This window comes from Mesorhizobium sp. M8A.F.Ca.ET.021.01.1.1, assembly GCF_003998025.1.
GTDB lineage: Bacteria > Pseudomonadota > Alphaproteobacteria > Rhizobiales > Rhizobiaceae > Mesorhizobium.
Genome location: NZ_RZSJ01000070.1, coordinates 1 through 16558 on the forward strand (window position 1 = coordinate 1; position 16558 = coordinate 16558).

The window sequence follows — 16558 nt, forward strand, 5'->3', positions numbered from 1 at the left end:
GCTCTGTTTCCTTCCATTCGGGGTGATCGGGGGCCATGGCCTTGATGCGGTCGAGCGCGAAGGCAAGCTGGAAATAGACCGGCTGCTCGGACCACAGCGTGCCGTCATTGTCGAACACGGCGATACGCTCAGCCGGCTTGACGAAATCGGCGCCACCGTCCTGCGTGACCTTGGCGACGAACTGCGTGATGGCCACCTTGACCGGGCCGTCTTTCCAGGACGGCAGCGGATCTGATTGCGCCCAGGTGGCACCAGCCAACGCTGTTAGCAGAAGCAACGACGCGGCCAGTGCTTTCAGTAACCGGCCGAATTGTGGGTGCGTGGCTCTCGACAACTCGAACAAGGGTCCCCTACGTCCGGTTAATGCCATGGCAAGTCGCTGCAGCATTGCTCTCGACTCCTTCAGCTACTTCGGGAACAGCAATGTGACGACGCCACGAAAACCCCAACCCTCCGGGCCGCTCTCTGGACTTGTCATCCAGTAGCGCGTGCCAACGCTGAGGCTAACGGGCTGATTGCCGAACTTCACAAGCTTCGCGACGGACAGGTTGATCGGCACCGACCATTGGTGGCTGGCCCAGTCATAGGTGCTTTCGGTGTTGAGGCCGAATGTCCAGGCATCGGCGGTGGTGTAAGAGAGGAAGGGCTGCAGAAAGGTCGCATTGATTTCGCTGCGATCGCTATCGCCGGCGAAGGACCAGATCTGGTTGGCGAGCATGCCGAAGGTCCAAGGGCCGGCCTGCTTGAGGGCCACGGCTGTCGGACCAGCTCCCCACTTCCCTCCACCGAGAAGGTCGTCGGTTGCGGTCGGCAACAGCATCACCGGCCCGACCCCCCATATGACGCCGCCGGGTCCCGGCGCCTTGGGCGAGAAGAAGAGGCTCTGGGTGACGTCGCCCAGGCCCGATTGCGAGCCCGACGGTCCGGCGATGTCATCCTGCGTGATGATCGGCAGGATCGTTCGCGAGATCAGGTTCCAGTTGTCATTGAGAGAAATCGGAACCACCGGCTGTATATTGAGCGTTGCACGGTAGCCGTCGTCCGGTCCGAACCCGGAATCGTAGTTGAACTGGAACGGTACGCTGATCAGTGAAGCAATCGGATTGCTAAGTTGCTTTGCAAGATCAGCATCGTCTGCCAGGGCTTGCACCGGCAACAGCATGGCAACTACCATCGCAACGCCCGCAAGAAATCGGAAGGGTTTTGCCATCGCACTATCCTTTTTCGGCACCGGGTGACCTGAGATGAACCGCCTTTGCCTCTTCTGCGGTCATCGCTTGCTCCGTCTCCTCCGAGAGGTCGCGTCCAAGAAAATAGTTGAGGAAAGTACGGACGACCGCAATCGCCGCCAGACGCCCGATGTCTTCCCAACTCGGAGTCAAGGCCGACTCGATGATATCCGAGGCGAGTTGAAAGGTCAGGCCGGCGACAAGCCAGCGCGCGTAGCGCATCCAGATTTGGTGATATAGCTGCCGCCGTTTAGTGACGGCCGCCCGACAGGCCCCCCAAAAAGCCTCCAATGTCCCGTAGACGACAATCAGCAGAGCCATAAAGTCGATCAGAAGGATCGAGACCTCGGTGAGTTGCGCGAAGGTTTCTCGAACAGCCTCCATTTCAATCATCCAGGCGACGAATGAGACGAAAGCCGAGATGCGAGACCGAGGTGTCTATCGGCTGTGCCATTCGTGCCGCTGGCCGATATCGCCTGCAATAGTTCGGGGCGCATAGATGTGAGCCCCCCTTTGTCACCCTGCGCGGTATCGCGGCGGGATCGCGCGGATCCCGGCTCGCCTCACGGTCGCCGCCCCGCGGGTTGGAGACCGTGCAGCATGGGCTATCGATCCTGCGGTGATCCCGATACCAGTCGGACGTCCATTCCCAGACATTGCCCGCCATGTCGTGGAGGCCGTAGCCGTTTGCTGGAAAGGAGCCCACAGGCGCTGTGTATTCGAAGCCGTCTTCCACCGTGTTGCGATATGGGAATTCGCCCTGCCACGTATTGGCCATGTGCACGCCGCCGGGCGTTAGTTCGTCGCCCCATGTGAACTCGGCGCCTTCCAGCCCACCGCGAGCAGCGAATTCCCATTCCGCCTCGGTCGGCAGCTGCATGCCGGCCCATCGGGCATACGCCTCGGCATCCTCATAGGCGATATGGACGACGGGATGGTCCTTGAGCTTGGCGATCGAGCTGGCCGGTCCACGCGGATGGCGCCAGTTCGCACCGGGTACGTAGGTCCACCAATTGTACTGATTGCGGACATCGACCGGGCCCGCGGGCTTGCGGAAGACGGTCGAGGACGGTGACAACATCTCCGGTAGCGCTTCAGGATAATCATCCGGATTGGCAGACTTCTCGGCCAACGTGACATGGCCGGTCTCCGAGACGAATTTTTCGAAATCCCGGTTGGTCACCGCGAACCGGCCGATCCAGAAGCCGTCGACCTTCACACGATGCGCCGGCGCCTCTTCCGGGTAGTGGGCATCGGACCCCATCAGGAACGTCCCGGCAGGTATCCACACCATGTCCCTTCCCGCGGGACTGCTTTCGGAAGCGCGCGGGCGGATTGCGGCACTCATCGGCCAACCCTATTCGTCTGCCGGTCCGATTCGACGGTGGCGGCTTTGTCATGTAGCGCCCTGCGCCACCGCACATACGGAATAGACACGATCGCCCCGATGACCAGATGCCAAAGCATCACCGCCAAGGCTGCCTTCTCGTCCGGAAAATTCAGGCTTGCGATCGCCATCGCAACGGCCGGATGACGGGTGCCCGTGGCGAGAGCGAGCACGGTTCGATCGTCGGGATCTGGCCCGCCAAGCAAGTGGCCGACGAAAACCCCCAGGGCCGTGAACAGTGCCAGGAGTACAATCACACCGTTGCCGACCTGCCCCCAGAAGGTCACGCCGCTGGTGAAGACGACTGGAATAGCTGCGACCACGAGGAGGATGACCGCGAAAAGCGAGATCGGCCCGGCTATTCGCGCCGCCAGTGCCGGAAGCAGGCGGCGAACGAGCACGCCTACAAGCAGGGGAGCGATCACCGTCACGAGAACGGGCCGCAGCACGCGTGCCGGGGGCATGTAATACTCAGCGTGAAATAAGCTTCCCACAATCCCGATCGAGATGGGCACCAGCGCAATCGCCGCGATGGACGCCACGATGAGGAGGCTAAGGGCGAATGATTGCGTTCCGCCCGCCTTGGTCTGCTTGCCTGGAAGGATCGGCGGAACCGGCGAAACCGCCAAGGCGATCAGCGCGATCTTGATTTCGATAGCGAGGGGAAAGAGCAAGGCTACACCGACGGCGAAGATCAGCATGATGATGTTCATGGAGATGATCGATCGGATCATCTCGCCGGGCCGCTTGACCAGATAGAGCAGATCGCCTGTCGCCGCCTTCAGACCCAGTGCAAACACCAGCGCCACGAGACTGACTGTGATGCCAAGTTTAATTAGCTCTTGAACGGTCATCGATCTGCTCGTTTCCGAAACTGCGGAGCGTCAGTCCATTTCTGATGCATCGCTGCCTCAGATTGTTCTGATGTCGTTAAGGATAGACTTCTGGAGGTCGACGGCGCCTTTCCGCCGGCCTCCATGTCCGCAACTCGGTGGCTAATCGACAGCCATGGCCGCCGCCGCCAGTTTCTCGAGATCAAGGTATTGCCCCTTCTCGACAGTCACGCCGACGAACTTGATCGTACCGCCCTTGAATTGGCCAGGAGACTTGTATTTCTCACTCACCGCATCGCCGCTGTCCCGGCCGATGCAGAGGCCGTCGCCGGAGAGCGTGAACTTGCCGAGTTGGGTCTTCATATCGCCCTGTGCCACGACTTCATCGTTAACGTACAGGGTGGTCTTGCCAAGCGACTCGCCGTGCGGCCCCGGCTTCTTGTCGCGGATGAACTCCATTCCAAACGTGTATTTGCCAGGCTTGAGTTGCTTGGAGACGAAGGTCTGTTCCGGCTTGATGCCAAGGAAATTGTAGACGTAGTGCAGTTTCATATCCTTGATGAACAAGCTATGGCCGCCGAAGCGTGAGCCATGGGCGAAGATCACCCCCTCGCATTTGTCCCCGAGCTCCACATCGGCGAGGATCTTGTAGCTACGACCCCGCACATTGACCGCAACGCCTTCCGGCACCGGCGAAGTGCCGGGGTAATAGATGTAGCGTTCCCTCGGTGGCTCCTCGCTCGGACGTTCGATGCCGAGAAGCTCCGCGGCGCTGCGATCGTCAAGCGGAAGAACCATGTTCTTCTCCGCTTCCTCGTCCCATGCTTTGATCAGGGCCTTGAGCTTGTCGGGATGCTGCTTGGCAAGGTTGTTGGATTCCGAGCGATCCACATCAGTGTGATAAAGTTCCCACTCATCCTTGTCGAAATGGCCCTTGCCCGTCAGGGGAGCATGAAGGGCTGCCGCTTTCCAACCGTTTTCCCACATGCCGCGCGTGCCGAGCATCGCGTAGTACTGGCGCGTCTTCTTCGTCGGCGCATCGGCTTTGGCCTCGAACGAATAACGCATCGAGACTCCTGAGATCGGCCATTGTTCAGCGCCACGGAAGGTTTTGGGCATCTCGACGCCACAGACATCGAGGATCGTGGGTACGATGTCCGTACAGTGATGATATTGGTTGCGCACCTCCCCCTTCGCCTTGATGCCCTTCGGCCAGGAGATAACCAGCGGGCAGCAGGTGCCACCGGCATATTCGGAATAACGCTTGAACATCTGGTAGGGCGTCGAGAACGCCGCGGCCCAGCCGGTCGGGTAATGATTGTAGGTTTCGGGGCCGCCGAGAACGTCAAGATACTGCAGGTTCTCCGACAGTTCGTCGGGATAGTTGTTGAAGAACTTGTTCTCGTTGACCGAACCATTCGGGCTGCCTTCGCCGGAGGCACCATTGTCCGAGCAATAAAAAACGATCGTGTTGTCGAGCTGACCGCTTTCCTGCAGATAGTCGACCAAGCGACCGACCTGGACGTCCGTGTATTCGGAGAAGCCAGCATAGACCTCCGCCATGCGCGAGAACAGCTTTTTCTCGTCGGCGTTCAGTTCGGCCCACGGCCGCACGGCATCGCCCGGATTGGCCACCTCCTTGGGGAGCGGGTTGAACGGAGTGAGCTTGGTGTCTTTTGGCAGAAGACCCTTCTCGATCATGCGCGGGAGAACCCATTCGCGATAGGCTTCGTAGCCCTTGTCGAACTTGCCTTTGTACTTGTCGATATATTCCTTCGGTGCGTGGTGCGGGGCGTGATTGGCGCCCGGGCATAGCCACATGAACCAGGGTTTTGATGGATTGGAAGCCTTCTGGTCACGGATCATCTGCATCGCCTGATCGACCAGATCTTTCGACAGGTGATAACCTTCCTCGGGGCTGTAGGGTTGGTCGATGAACTTGTTGTCCTCGACGAGGTCCGGATACCACTGGTTGGTTTCGCCGCCCACGAAGCCGTAGAAGCGGTCGAAGCCCTTCTGGATGGGCCACTCCGACTTCGTGCCGCCCGCACAGATATCCTGTTCAGGAACGTTGTGTTCCTTGCCAAGCCAGAACGTGGTCCAGCCCGCCCCCTGCAGCATGTGGCCGATCGACATGCATTCTTCCGGTACGCGGCCGCTCCAGCCCGGGAAGCCCTGTGCGCCTTCGGTGATGCACGACATACCGTTCAGATGGTGGTTGCGGCCGGTAAGGAAGGTAGACCGGGTCGGCGAGCAGAGCGCAGTCGTGTGCCATTGCGAATAGGTCAGGCCATTGTCCGCGAGTTTCTGCAAGGTGGGCATGTTGATAGCGCCGCCATAGGGCGACCAGGCCGCCTGGCCCGTGTCGTCGTAGAGGACAATCAGGACATTCGGCGCTCCTTTTGGCGCACTCGGCGGTAGGTACGGCCCCCAATCTGGCTTGGAATCTCGTACGTCGAGCTTGATGACGCCTTTGAACGGTTTCTTCGACATGATCTATCTCCGTTGTTCGCCGTGATCTCACATAATTGTTCCGAAAATTCTGGTTAAGGATAGTGGGACCTAGGACTCACAGAGCGTGGTGCCGCTGTCTATATGCGTGTCGGCTAAAAGATGAATTCAGCGATGAAAAATACATTCAATGAGCTGAACTAGGTTACAGTTAGAAAGTGCGCTGTAACTGCAACACGCTGGCCGAGTAGGACGACCTCGGCTATGATTTTTCAGACATGCGGTGCGCTGAAATGGAATCTTTGGTATCATCTGTCTTGGCGATGCGAATTCGCCGAGAAGTATGTTGGCGATGGTCAATGGTTTTCTGGTTGGCAATCGGCATTGCTGACCAGCCAAGCCTAGTTTTTGCTCGAGAATCTAGTGGGATGCATCGCGTCCTGATCGTCTACGAGAACGAAAGCACCCAGGTTGCGGCGGTCGAGATCGCACGTGGACTCCACAAAGACCTTGACGATCGCGATCCAACGCAGTTCGAAATCTACTCTGAGTATCTCGACAATGCCCGCTTTCCCGATCCGGGAAATCTCCCTCGCATAGCGGCCCAACTGAGCGCCAAATACCGCGACATGAAACCGGATGTCGCAATTGCCGCCGGCCCCACGGCACTGCGCTTCATGCTCGACCATCGCAGGGAGATCGCTCCGGGAGCTCCATTGCTGTTCGGGGCTGTCGCAGCAGATGCGGTCACCCAGTTGGCATTGCCGCCCGACGTCAAAGGTATCGTCACCAGGTTCGATCTCAAACAGACAATGACGTTGGCGCGCCGGCTGCAGCCGAATGCCAGACATGCGGTTGTCATCTCCGGCTCGTCGGCGTTCGACAAGCGATGGGAAGCTACCGCCAGAGCCGATCTTGGCGACAGGTACGACGGCTTCGACATCCGCTACCTGTCCGGTCTGAGGCTCGACGGCTTCGCGGATGCTGTTGCAAGACTATCTCCCGACACTGCCGTCCTCATCCTGACGATCTTTCAAGATCCGGATGGCCGGAACTTCGTCCCGCGCAATGCCACGGCAGAGATTGCGCGGGTATCGGCTGCGCCAGTCTACGCCGTCTACGACACATACCTCGATCATGGCGTCCTGGGTGGCTACATGAGCACATTCCAAGAGCAAGGCGAGCAGCTTGCCGCCCTTGTCACTCACCAAATCGCAGGCGAAGCGAACTTACCGCAGATCACCCCCCTGGTCATCCGGCCAATCGTCGACTGGAGGGAGATCCGGCGCTTCCTGATCGATCCTGGCCTGCTGCCGCCTGACGCCGAGATACGGTTCCGGGCGCCTTCACTGTGGGATGAGCATCGAACCGCGATACTGGTATCGATCGCGATGCTGCTTCTCCAGTCTGGCACGATAGTCGCTCTTGGCATACAAGCCCATCTGCGCAAGAAGGCGGAGGCGGAGGTCAACGCCGGGCACACCAAGCTGGTACACCTGTCTCGCACGTCGCTCCTCGGAGAGCTGTCGGGCGCGTTTGCGCATGAACTGAACCAGCCCCTCACATCTATTCTGGCCAATGCGGAGGTCGGCAAACAGCTGCTCGAAAGCAGCGATCCAAGCCTCACGGAGGTGAGCGACATTCTTTCGGATATCATCGCGGATGATGAGCGTGCAGCGGAAATCAGTCGTCAGCTCAGGCGCTTGCTGACGACGCATGAGGTAGCACTAGAACCTGTTGATCTTAATCACATTACTGTCGCCACGCTGGCGCTCGTCAAAAGTGAACTTCTAATTAAGCAAACAGCGGTGGCGTTCAAACGGGCGAATTCGAGTGTTCGGATTCTTGGCAATGCCGCGCAGCTTCAACAAGTAGTCCTGAATATTATTATCAATGCCGTTGACGCCACCTCGCATTTGCCGCCATCGGCCCGAATGATCGAGGTCGCCGTTCGGACGGACGGACGGACGGGTGAGGTTACGGTGACCGACAATGGCTGCGGACTGACGCCCGAGTTCATGGAGGGTGCCTTCCAGCCGTTCGTGAGCACAAAATCCAACGGACTGGGACTGGGCCTGGCAATTTGCCGCTCCATTGCGCAAGCGCATGGTGGCGCTCTCGAATTCGATCCCGAATATTTAGCCGGTGCCCGCATTATCCTTTCGCTGCCACTTCGAAGGAGGTCCTCATGACTGATGCGATGTTTCAAGTCAGCCTGATCGACGATGACGTCCAGGTTCTCAAAGCCCTTTCGCGGGTGCTTTCCATTGCCGGATATCAGGTTCAGACTTTCACCGACGCCGAAACATTCCTTGACGAACATGACCCACTTCTTCCTGGTTGCGCGGTGGTCGACCTGCATCTACCGGGGAAGAGCGGCTTTGAGATTCAGGAGGCACTGGATGCGTGCGGCCGGCCGGTTGTTTTCCTAACAGGCCAAGGCAATGTTCCTGCCAGCGTACGGGCGATGCGGGCGGGCGCGCAGGATTTTCTCGAAAAACCGGTAAATACTCAAACCTTGCTCGCTGCCGTTGAACAGGCAAGGTTGGTGGACGTCGCGAGACGTCGGAACTTTCAGGATCAGGAAGATCTCAAGAAGCGGGTCGCGCGACTGACGGCACGGGAACGCCAGGTATTGGACCAAGTGGTGGCTGGACGTTTCAACAAGCAGATCGCGGGTGATCTTGGGATCGTCGAGAAAACGGTCAAGGTGCACCGTGGTCGGATGATGCACAAGATGGGCGTGCGCACGGTTGCCGATCTGGTAAGGATCGTCGAGCACTTTAACGCTTGATCGTCCAAGTTAGACCGAAGGCCAACTACGCGGCCATGGTCAATTGGCGTACAGATCGGTGATGGCGACCGCCAACCCAATCATAGCGATCGTAGATGACGACGATTCTGTAAGACGCGCCCTCAGGCGTCTCCTATTCTCGCTCTCCTATGAGTCGATCGCGTTTTCATCCGGGGAAGCCTTCCTCGAAAGCTTAGAGATTACTATGCCGAGCTGCGTTCTTCTCGACCTACATATGCCAGGCCTCAACGGTCTGCAGGTAATTGAGGCCATGCGCTCCAGGAACAAAAACATTCCGGTGATCGTGATTACGGCCAACCCGCAACCAGAGATGCGCAAGCGCAGCATTGCCGCCGGCGCAGTGGCTTATTTGTCGAAGCCGCTAGGGCGCGAGGGGATGCTCTCGGCGATACAGAGCACAATCGCGGACCGACGGAGCGACGAATGAACCATTGTGTCCGCGCGGCATGCCTTTCTCGAGCAGCATCGCATTGGCGAGAGTTTGCGAGGGGAAGCGGTGAAGGATTGGTCCAAGGAGGCAAGAACCAGATGGGCACACAACCACGAAAGAACATCCGCAAATTTATCTTGACGGCCACCACGATGCTTGTGTTCGCGATCGCCGGTGTGCCAGCGGTAGTCTGTGCCCAGGAACAAACGGCGGCAGCCGCTCCGCAAGGCGCGAGCGCACCCGGGCAACTGAGCGCCGATGAGATGGAAGTGCTCGTCGCCCGGATCGCTCTTTATCCCGACGATCTTGTGGCGCTGATTACCTCGGCCTCTCTCTATCCGCTTCAGATCGTCGAAGCATCCCGGTTTCTAGAGCAGGCCAAGGGAAATTCCTCGTTGAAGCCAAAGGACGATTGGGACGGCAGCGTGATATCCCTCCTGAACTACCCCGATATCGTCAAGATGATGAGCAATGACCTCGACTGGACGCAGCAACTCGGCGGTGCGGTCGCCGACCAGCAGAAGGACCTGCTGATCGCCATTCAGACTTTGCGCGATAAGGCGGTCGCGGATGGCATCATCAAGAGCGATGACAAGGTCACGGTCGTCCAGCAGAACGACAATGTCGTCATCCAAGCAGCCAACCCCGAGAAGATCTATGTGCCGCAATACGAGCCGCGAATGCTTTACGAGGAAGGCTACGCAACCGCGCCGATCCGCTATTATCCGGATCCCTACCCCAACTATTACTACCCGACAGCACCCTACTTCGCGGGCTTCGTGACCGGTGCCGTGTTTGGAGCGGTCGTCGATTGGGACAGATGGGGGGTCTGGGGCGGTCGATTTGATGGCAACGACATCAATATTGATTGCGACCATTGCTTCAACGGCATGGATCGAAACGGCAAAGTCAATTTCAATGATGTCGACTGGAAGAACGTCGACCGCAGCAAGATCAAGTTTGACCACAACCAGTTCGCAAACATGGACAAAACCAACATCCGCAACCGGGTCGAAACGGGCGGCAATAACGACATCCGCACCAAGGCGAAGTCCGTGCGATCCAACGCCGCGAATGTCGACCGCTCCAGGGTGACTCCCTCAGCTATCAAGGACGTTAGGGCCAATAAGGTGGCGGGTGATCGAACGCATCAGGGCGGGATTGGAAGCCGTTCGAATGCGGACAGCAAAATCGGCCATCACGCTATGGCGGGAAAACGTGACGCCCGTCCCAGCCGCCCTTCGGGGCTCGGAGAAGTCCGCCCCCGCAGCGCTGCCAATCTTCACTCCAAACGTGGCGGTAGTGCAATGGGAGGCGGCCATCACGCAAGCCGGCCGCAACTCAGCGGACCGCGGGGCGGCGGTGCTCACCTCCGTGGCGGACGTCCTGGTGGCGGCGGGGGACATGCACGCGTCCCACATCGTGGGCGCCATCGCTAGATCGAACAAATGGAGCTTTTGTCATGAGCTTGAACACGCGCTGCATGAAATTTCGCTTGATAGCCACTACCGCGCTGGGACTTTTCCTTTCGACTGGACAGGTTGCATTTGCGGCTGAGGCAAACCTCGCCTTTCTGGTCGCCAATCAGCCTCCAACCGAATTCGACACGCTCGATGCCGCAACAGCCGCGTTCAAGGAGGCCGTGACCGCATCCGACCTCGATAAGCTGGCTTCCATCCTCGGCGTCAACGCCGGTCGTCTGAAAGCGACCGAAGGGGTTGAGGAAACGCTCGCTGCCATTAAGCAAGGTGTAGGAAAACGCATCGCGGTCGAGACGAAAGACGGCCGGAGCATCATTGACGTCGGCGAAGTCGTGTGGCCGTTCCCCTTCCCGATCAACAAGACCGATAACGGCAAGTTCGCCTTCGATCCCGTTGTCGGCGTTGAGGAAATCATCAACCGTCGCATAGGTGAAAACGAGATTCAGACGATCGAAACCGTCCGTGGATATGTCGACGCTCAGGAAGAGTACGCCAGCACGGATCACGATGGCGATGGGGTACTGGAATATGCCCAGAGGCTCGTCAGCAAACCCGGCAGAGCCGACGGCCTCTATTGGCCGGAGAATGAGAACCTGGGCGACAGTCCAGCCGCGCCGTATCTCGACTACGTCCAGTTCGACAAGGCGAAGGACAAGGGGTACTTCGGCTACCGCTTTAAGGTTCTCACCAGCCAGGGCAGCAATATCGCCGGGGGACCCTATGACTACGTCATCAACGGTAACATGATCGCGGGCTTTGCCTTGGTCGCGTGGCCAGTCAAGTACGGTGAGACAGGAGTAAACACCTTCGTGGTCAACCGCAATGGCATCGTTTATCAGGCAGATCTCGGGGATGCCACGGACAAAATCGCGCGCGGCATGAAGCAATTCAATCCCGGAGATCGATGGACCGTGACCGAGGATTGATATGGGGGACCAAGCTCACACCGTCCCGCACATGACTGAAAGCAGGCCAGCAGGAGACATCAACCTGGATTTTCTCGCCTTTCACGGCGGCCCGTTCTTCGAACTTCAGCAGCGGCTCAATCTTCTCCATGACAGAAGTCTAAAAACAGGGAGGCGAGTCCTTCTGTTCGTCTCCCTCGCGTGGGGCGCGCCTCTCTTGCTGACGCTCTCGACCCTGTTTTCCGATGATCCGACCGTGTGGCGCTACCTCACGGACCCAGGTCCGTGGGCTCGGTTCCTGATCGCGATCGCCGCTTTCGTAGCGGCCGAGCAGTATGTCGAAACTGGCCTTCGCCGCACACTGGCGCAATTCGCTCGAGCTTCACTGATCGCGCCCGAATCTGTTGGTGATGCGACAGTTGCGTTGACATATGCTCTGCGTCAACGCGACTCTAGGTGGGCAGAGCTTGTGTGCCTGGCGCTTGCCGCCATATCGGCGCTCATTGCATACGCTACCTTCGGGGAAACCACGACGTCTACATGGGCGGCCACTGTCATCGCTGACAGCTACAAACTCACGGCCGCCGGCTGGTGGTGCGTGCTGGTCAGCATTCCGCTGTTCGTATTTCTGTTCTTTCGCGGTGTCTGGCGGCATCTCGTGTGGGCGAAGCTCCTTCGCACGGTCGCGCAGCTTAATTTGCGCCTGGTGGCGACACATCCCGATGGCAACGGCGGGCTTTCTTTTCTGGCGGCCTATCCCAACGCCTATGTCCTGTTCGTGTTCGGTGTCAGTTGCGGCGTAGCGGCCGCTGTCGCGAAGCACCTGACGCTAGGCGGGCTATCGGCGACGACGCTGACGACCATCATGGCGTGCTGGCTGGCACTCGTCATTGGATTCTTCGCCTACCCGCTCTCCGCCTTCTCTAAGCCGCTTTTGACGCTGAAGGACAAGACGCTTCTGGCGCTGGCGGCACATGCAACTGCACAGCAGAGAGCTGCAGAACGAAAGATGATCGGCAGCAACATTGCCGCACCCGATCTGCAAGAAGCCGAGCAAGCAGTCGACCCCATTGACGTTACGAAGCAGTACGAGTTGACGCGCAAGTTGTCGTCGATGCTGGTCAACCGCAAAACCCTGCTGCCAGTGGCGGCGGCAGCCCTCATTCCGTTCGCAGTCGCTGGCGCAACCAAGCTGCCGTACAAGGAAGTCTTCTCCGTGCTGAAGAAACTTCTGCTTGTTTGAAGGCCGTGACGTGGATCTCAGTGCTGGGAATACCATGCGGTGATCCGGAGCCTGCACACTCACTAATCGCTGACCCTGAGCACCGGAGCGGCCACGATAAAGAAAGTACGGCCGGCCTGGGAACGAGTGGGATGGCTGCGCTGCAACATGCCGGCGAGATCGACGGCATGACAGCGCTGCTTGAGCCCGATGCGGTGATCGATGGCGGAAGGGACGGATTCTGCGGCCATGAAGCCATTCGCGGTTATGCCGAAGTGGCTGCCTCCAGCCGCAGGTTTGCCGTCGGTGAGCAGCGTGTGTCGCTGATCTGCGGTGATCTGACCCTGACGTCGGCTCGCTTTCCGGATGGTGGCGTGACACACCAAGTCGCCCCTCGGCAAGCAGATGGACCCTGGCGACTGTGTCGATTGGCGACTGATGACCTGGGTAGGTGCAAGCACCACCACTGCCGCTCCCCGCAGCGGGCGCGGACCAGCAACAAAGGGGTTGGGGGCTGCTAGCGCCGTAGCGCGTGTACGCTCGCCATGCTGTCGCCGCCCATCGGCAATGCCATGTCGTCGTCGAGAAGCCGCGTAATTCGGGCAAAGCCGGTGAAGGCCTTCCTTGCTTCCTCTGCCGACATCTGGCCCGACAGGGCGGCCGAACAGCAATTCAACGCGCACTGATACACTGGCCCACGTCGTCCCGTCGGCCATTTGCGCAAGAAAACCATCGCCTCGGCGACACTATCCACTTCTTCTACAGGATGCCCCTGCCCGCGCGATATCCGCACGGGCGAAAAGAAATGCAGGTAGTCCATTGTTTCCTCCCGTCGATCGAGATGCGCTCGATCGAACCCAATCAAACGCGCCGCACGTCGGTTGGTTCCATGCGGACAACTGAATTTTTGAAGAATTTTCCGACCGGATGCGGCCCTCCGGGTACAAGGGGCGATGTTTGCTTATACCGTCGGAAAGTGGCACGCCACCTTGCGGCCGGGCCTATACTCTTTCAACTCAGGCCGCTCTGTGCGGCACCGCTCCGCCGCTATTGGGCATCGGGGATGGAACCGGCAGCCGGATGGCGGGTTGAGCGGGCTCGGCACATCACCCGTGAGGATAATGCGCTTGCGCATCCCGTTGGGCGTCGTCTCCACCACGGGAACCGCCGAGATCAGCGCCTGGCTGTAAGGATGGGCGGGGGCTGAAAACACCTCTTCCGCTGGTCCCTCCTCCACGATCGAGCCGAGATACATGACCGCGATGCGGGTCGAGACCTGGCGCACCACGGACAGGTCGTGGGCGATGAAGACATAGGTGAGATCCAGCTTCTCCTGAAGGTCGGCAAGCAGGTTGACGATCTGCGCCTGTACGGACACGTCGAGCGCGGAGACCGGCTCGTCGAGAACGACGAGATCGGGATTGAGGGCAATGGCGCGCGCTATGCCGACACGCTGGCGCTGCCCGCCCGAGAATTCATGGGGGAAGCGCGTGACATGGTCCGGCAACAATCCAACGAGGTCGAACAGTTCCGCGACGCGATTGGTGATCTCGCGCGATGAAAGCTTGCCATGGATACGCAGCGGTTCGGCCACGAGATCGCCGACGCGCCGGCGCGGATTGAGCGAGGCCGACGGGTCCTGGAACACCATTTGCAGGCGCCGCCGCAGCGGCCTCAGTTCAGACAGCGACTTCGACGTGATGTCGTCGCCTTCGAACAGAAGCTCACCGTCCGAAATGTCGTGGAGCCTGACCAGGCAGCGCGCCAGCGTGGACTTGCCACATCCGGACTCCCCGACCAATCCGACGGTTTCGCCGCGCCGCACCGTCAGCGAGACATTGTCGACCGCGTGAACGGTCCGCCTGCCTTCGGCGGAAAAACGGGTGCCGATCGAGAAGCGCTTGCCGAGCGAGCGTGTTTCGAGGATTGGACGGTCTTTGTCGATCATCGGTCCGCTCATACCTGCGCCACCCGAAAGCAGGCCGCAGCGTGCGTGGCGGCGCCAAGATCGGGCTTGTCGGTTAGACAAGGCTCGTACCGGACCGGACAACGCGGCCCGAAGGCGCAGCCTTGCGGCAATCGCAGCAGAGACGGCGGTGACCCGGGAATAGCCGGCAGGCGGCGGGGTTTCGCACCGGTCAGCGGCGGGATCGAACCAAGCAATGCGCGCGTATAAGGGTGTCGCGGGTCGGAAAATAACTCCGTGCGGCTGCCGCGTTCGACGATGCGGCCCGCATACATGACCATGACCCGATCGGCGAGTTCGGAGACCACGCCCATGTCATGCGTGATGAAGACGACGGCCGATTTGTGCGTCGAGCGCAGCTTGCGCACGAGATCGAGAATTCCGGCCTGCACCGTTACGTCGAGCGCGGTGGTCGGCTCATCCGCCACCAGCAGCGCCGGGTTGCAGGACAACGCCATCGCAATCACCGCCCGCTGCCGCATGCCGCCGGAGAGCTGGTGCGGGTAGCGCGACATCGCTTCGTGGGGGTTGGGAAAATTCACCTCCGCCAGCAGTTCCTCGACGCGCTCCATGGCCCTGGATTTGCTGATGTTGCGGTGGGCACGGATCTGCTCGGCGATCTGCCAGCCAATCGTGTAGACCGGCGTCAGAGCCGTCATCGGATCCTGGAAGATCATCGCGATCTCGTTGCCCCGCAGGCGCCTGAGTTCGCGCGGAGGCAGTCCAACCAGCTCGCGGCCCTTGTAGCGGATCGAGCCTTCGATGATCGCGTTGGGGTCGGTGATCAGCCCCATCACCGCCAGCAGCGACACTGTCTTGCCGGAGCCGGACTCGCCGACGACACCGAGAATTTCGCTTTCCGCGAGATCGAAGGAAACGCCATCGATGGCCCTCACCAGGCCGTCGTCGGTCCGGAAGGACACTCTAAGGTCGCGCACCGACAATATCATGATGTCCTCAGGCGCGGATCGAGAAGGATGTAGACGAAATCGACAACCGCATTGGCGATGACCACGAACATGGACGCATACATCACCGTTGCCATGATCATCGGCAGATCCAGGTTCTGCAGCGCGTCATAGGTGAGCTTGCCGATGCCATGCAGCCCGAACACCACCTCGGTCAGCAGGGCCGAGCCGCCCACCAGTGCGCCGAAATCGAGGCCGAACAGGGTGACGAAGGCGATGAGCGATGTGCGCAAGGCGTGGCGCAGCAGGATACGCGTCTCCGACAGGCCCTTGGCCCGGGCCGTGCGGATATAGTCTTCCTGCATGGATTCGATGATTGCCGCGCGCAACACCCGCCCGTAGATGCCGATGTAGAGAATGGCCAGCGTGATCCAAGGTATGACCAGCGTCAGGAACCAGCCTTTCGGATCGTCGGAAAAATTCTTGTAGCCGAGCGGGGGCACCCAGGAGAACGCCCAGCTGTCGTGGTAGCGGCTCTGGGTGATCAGGTTCATCACCTCCCCCAGCCAGTAGACTGGCATGGAAATGCCGAGCAGACCCAACGCCATCAGCAGCTTGTCCAGCCAGCTGTCGCGGGTGGCGGCGGCGACGATGCCGATGGCGATGGAGACAACCACCCACAGAATCGCCGCTCCGAACACCAGCGAGAGCGTGACAGGGATCGAATCCATGACTGCCGGCACCACCTTCCAGCCACGATTGACGAAGGAGGTCAGGTCGCCAGTGACGAAGATCTTCTCCATCATTTTCACATATTGAACGTAGAGTGGCCGGTCGAAGCCGAAGCTGTGGCGCACCGCCTCCAGCACCTCGGGCGATGCATTGCGGCCGGCGATGCGCGCCGCAGGGTCGGCCCCAGGTGTCGCGAAGA

Annotated in this window: 16 protein-coding genes and 1 pseudogene; 6 read left to right on the plus strand and 11 right to left on the minus strand. The window is 59.7% G+C overall.

What is annotated here, in order from left to right; all coding sequences use genetic code 11:
* From EOA36_RS08595 to EOA36_RS08620, 6 genes and pseudogenes are all read right to left on the minus strand, one after another.
* Nucleotides 1–277 (minus strand): annotated as a pseudogene (locus EOA36_RS08595) (haloacid dehalogenase-like hydrolase); the annotation flags it as partial.
* A gap of 129 nt (nt 278–406) precedes the next feature.
* Nucleotides 407–1174 carry a transporter gene (locus EOA36_RS08600; protein ID WP_189343672.1) on the minus strand — a complete coding sequence of 256 codons (768 nt, stop codon included), beginning with the start codon at nt 1172–1174 and terminating at the stop codon, nt 407–409.
* A gap of 40 nt (nt 1175–1214) precedes the next feature.
* Complete coding sequence (locus EOA36_RS08605) at nt 1215–1613, minus strand: DUF1622 domain-containing protein (RefSeq protein ID WP_127276852.1); 399 nt, start codon at nt 1611–1613, stop codon at nt 1215–1217.
* A gap of 1 nt (nt 1614) precedes the next feature.
* Nucleotides 1615–2523: a formylglycine-generating enzyme family protein gene (locus tag EOA36_RS08610; protein WP_127276828.1), complete on the minus strand. Its 909-nt coding sequence runs from the start codon at nt 2521–2523 to the stop codon at nt 1615–1617.
* Nucleotides 2524–2573: 50 nt separating this feature from the next.
* Nucleotides 2574–3470, minus strand: a complete 897-nt coding sequence (locus EOA36_RS08615) for a bile acid:sodium symporter (protein WP_127276830.1) — start codon at nt 3468–3470, stop codon at nt 2574–2576.
* 141 nt (nt 3471–3611) lie between these two features.
* Nucleotides 3612–5942: an arylsulfatase gene (locus EOA36_RS08620; protein ID WP_127276832.1), complete on the minus strand. Its 2331-nt coding sequence runs from the start codon at nt 5940–5942 to the stop codon at nt 3612–3614.
* Nucleotides 5943–6259: 317 nt separating this feature from the next.
* Here EOA36_RS08620 and EOA36_RS08625 point away from each other — a divergent pair, with 317 nt between their 5' ends.
* The 6 genes from EOA36_RS08625 to EOA36_RS08650 all read left to right on the plus strand — a co-directional run bounded on the left by EOA36_RS08625 (nt 6260) and on the right by EOA36_RS08650 (nt 12774).
* A complete protein-coding gene (locus EOA36_RS08625) occupies nt 6260–8092 on the plus strand; it encodes an ATP-binding protein (protein ID WP_189553153.1) in 1833 nt (610 codons plus the stop codon).
* Nucleotides 8089–8694, plus strand: a complete 606-nt coding sequence (locus EOA36_RS08630; protein WP_127276836.1) for a response regulator — start codon at nt 8089–8091, stop codon at nt 8692–8694. Before EOA36_RS08625 ends, EOA36_RS08630 begins: the two co-directional genes overlap by 4 nt.
* 61 nt (nt 8695–8755) lie before the next feature.
* A complete protein-coding gene (locus tag EOA36_RS08635) occupies nt 8756–9142 on the plus strand; it encodes a response regulator (protein WP_127276838.1) in 387 nt (128 codons plus the stop codon).
* Between the two features lie 101 nt (nt 9143–9243).
* Nucleotides 9244–10584 (plus strand): DUF3300 domain-containing protein, encoded by a 1341-nt coding sequence (locus tag EOA36_RS08640; RefSeq protein WP_127276840.1) that lies wholly within the window; start codon nt 9244–9246, stop codon nt 10582–10584.
* 23 nt (nt 10585–10607) lie between these two features.
* Nucleotides 10608–11552, plus strand: coding sequence for a DUF2950 family protein (locus EOA36_RS08645; protein WP_245464290.1), 945 nt, complete (start codon nt 10608–10610; stop codon nt 11550–11552).
* A 31-nt stretch (nt 11553–11583) separates the two neighbouring features.
* A complete protein-coding gene (locus tag EOA36_RS08650; RefSeq protein ID WP_245464291.1) occupies nt 11584–12774 on the plus strand; it encodes a hypothetical protein in 1191 nt (396 codons plus the stop codon).
* Between the two features lie 62 nt (nt 12775–12836).
* On the opposite strand, the gene EOA36_RS37205 is transcribed toward EOA36_RS08650, so the two are convergent.
* The 5 genes from EOA36_RS37205 to EOA36_RS08675 form a co-directional block, all read right to left on the minus strand.
* Nucleotides 12837–13136, minus strand: a complete 300-nt coding sequence (locus EOA36_RS37205; protein ID WP_189553155.1) for a hypothetical protein — start codon at nt 13134–13136, stop codon at nt 12837–12839.
* Between the two features lie 134 nt (nt 13137–13270).
* Nucleotides 13271–13573, minus strand: a complete 303-nt coding sequence (locus tag EOA36_RS08660) for a DUF982 domain-containing protein (RefSeq protein WP_127276844.1) — start codon at nt 13571–13573, stop codon at nt 13271–13273.
* A gap of 141 nt (nt 13574–13714) precedes the next feature.
* Entirely contained in the window at nt 13715–14701 is a 987-nt protein-coding gene (locus tag EOA36_RS08665; protein WP_127276846.1) for a dipeptide ABC transporter ATP-binding protein, read from the minus strand.
* Nucleotides 14702–14709: 8 nt separating this feature from the next.
* The gene (locus EOA36_RS08670) at nt 14710–15669 is read right to left on the minus strand and encodes an ABC transporter ATP-binding protein (protein WP_127276848.1); all 960 of its coding nucleotides are present in this window, start codon (nt 15667–15669) and stop codon (nt 14710–14712) included.
* A partial coding sequence (locus tag EOA36_RS08675) for an ABC transporter permease (RefSeq protein ID WP_145969128.1) occupies nt 15666–16558 on the minus strand: 893 nt, incomplete at its 5' end. The genes EOA36_RS08675 and EOA36_RS08670, both read right to left, overlap by 4 nt.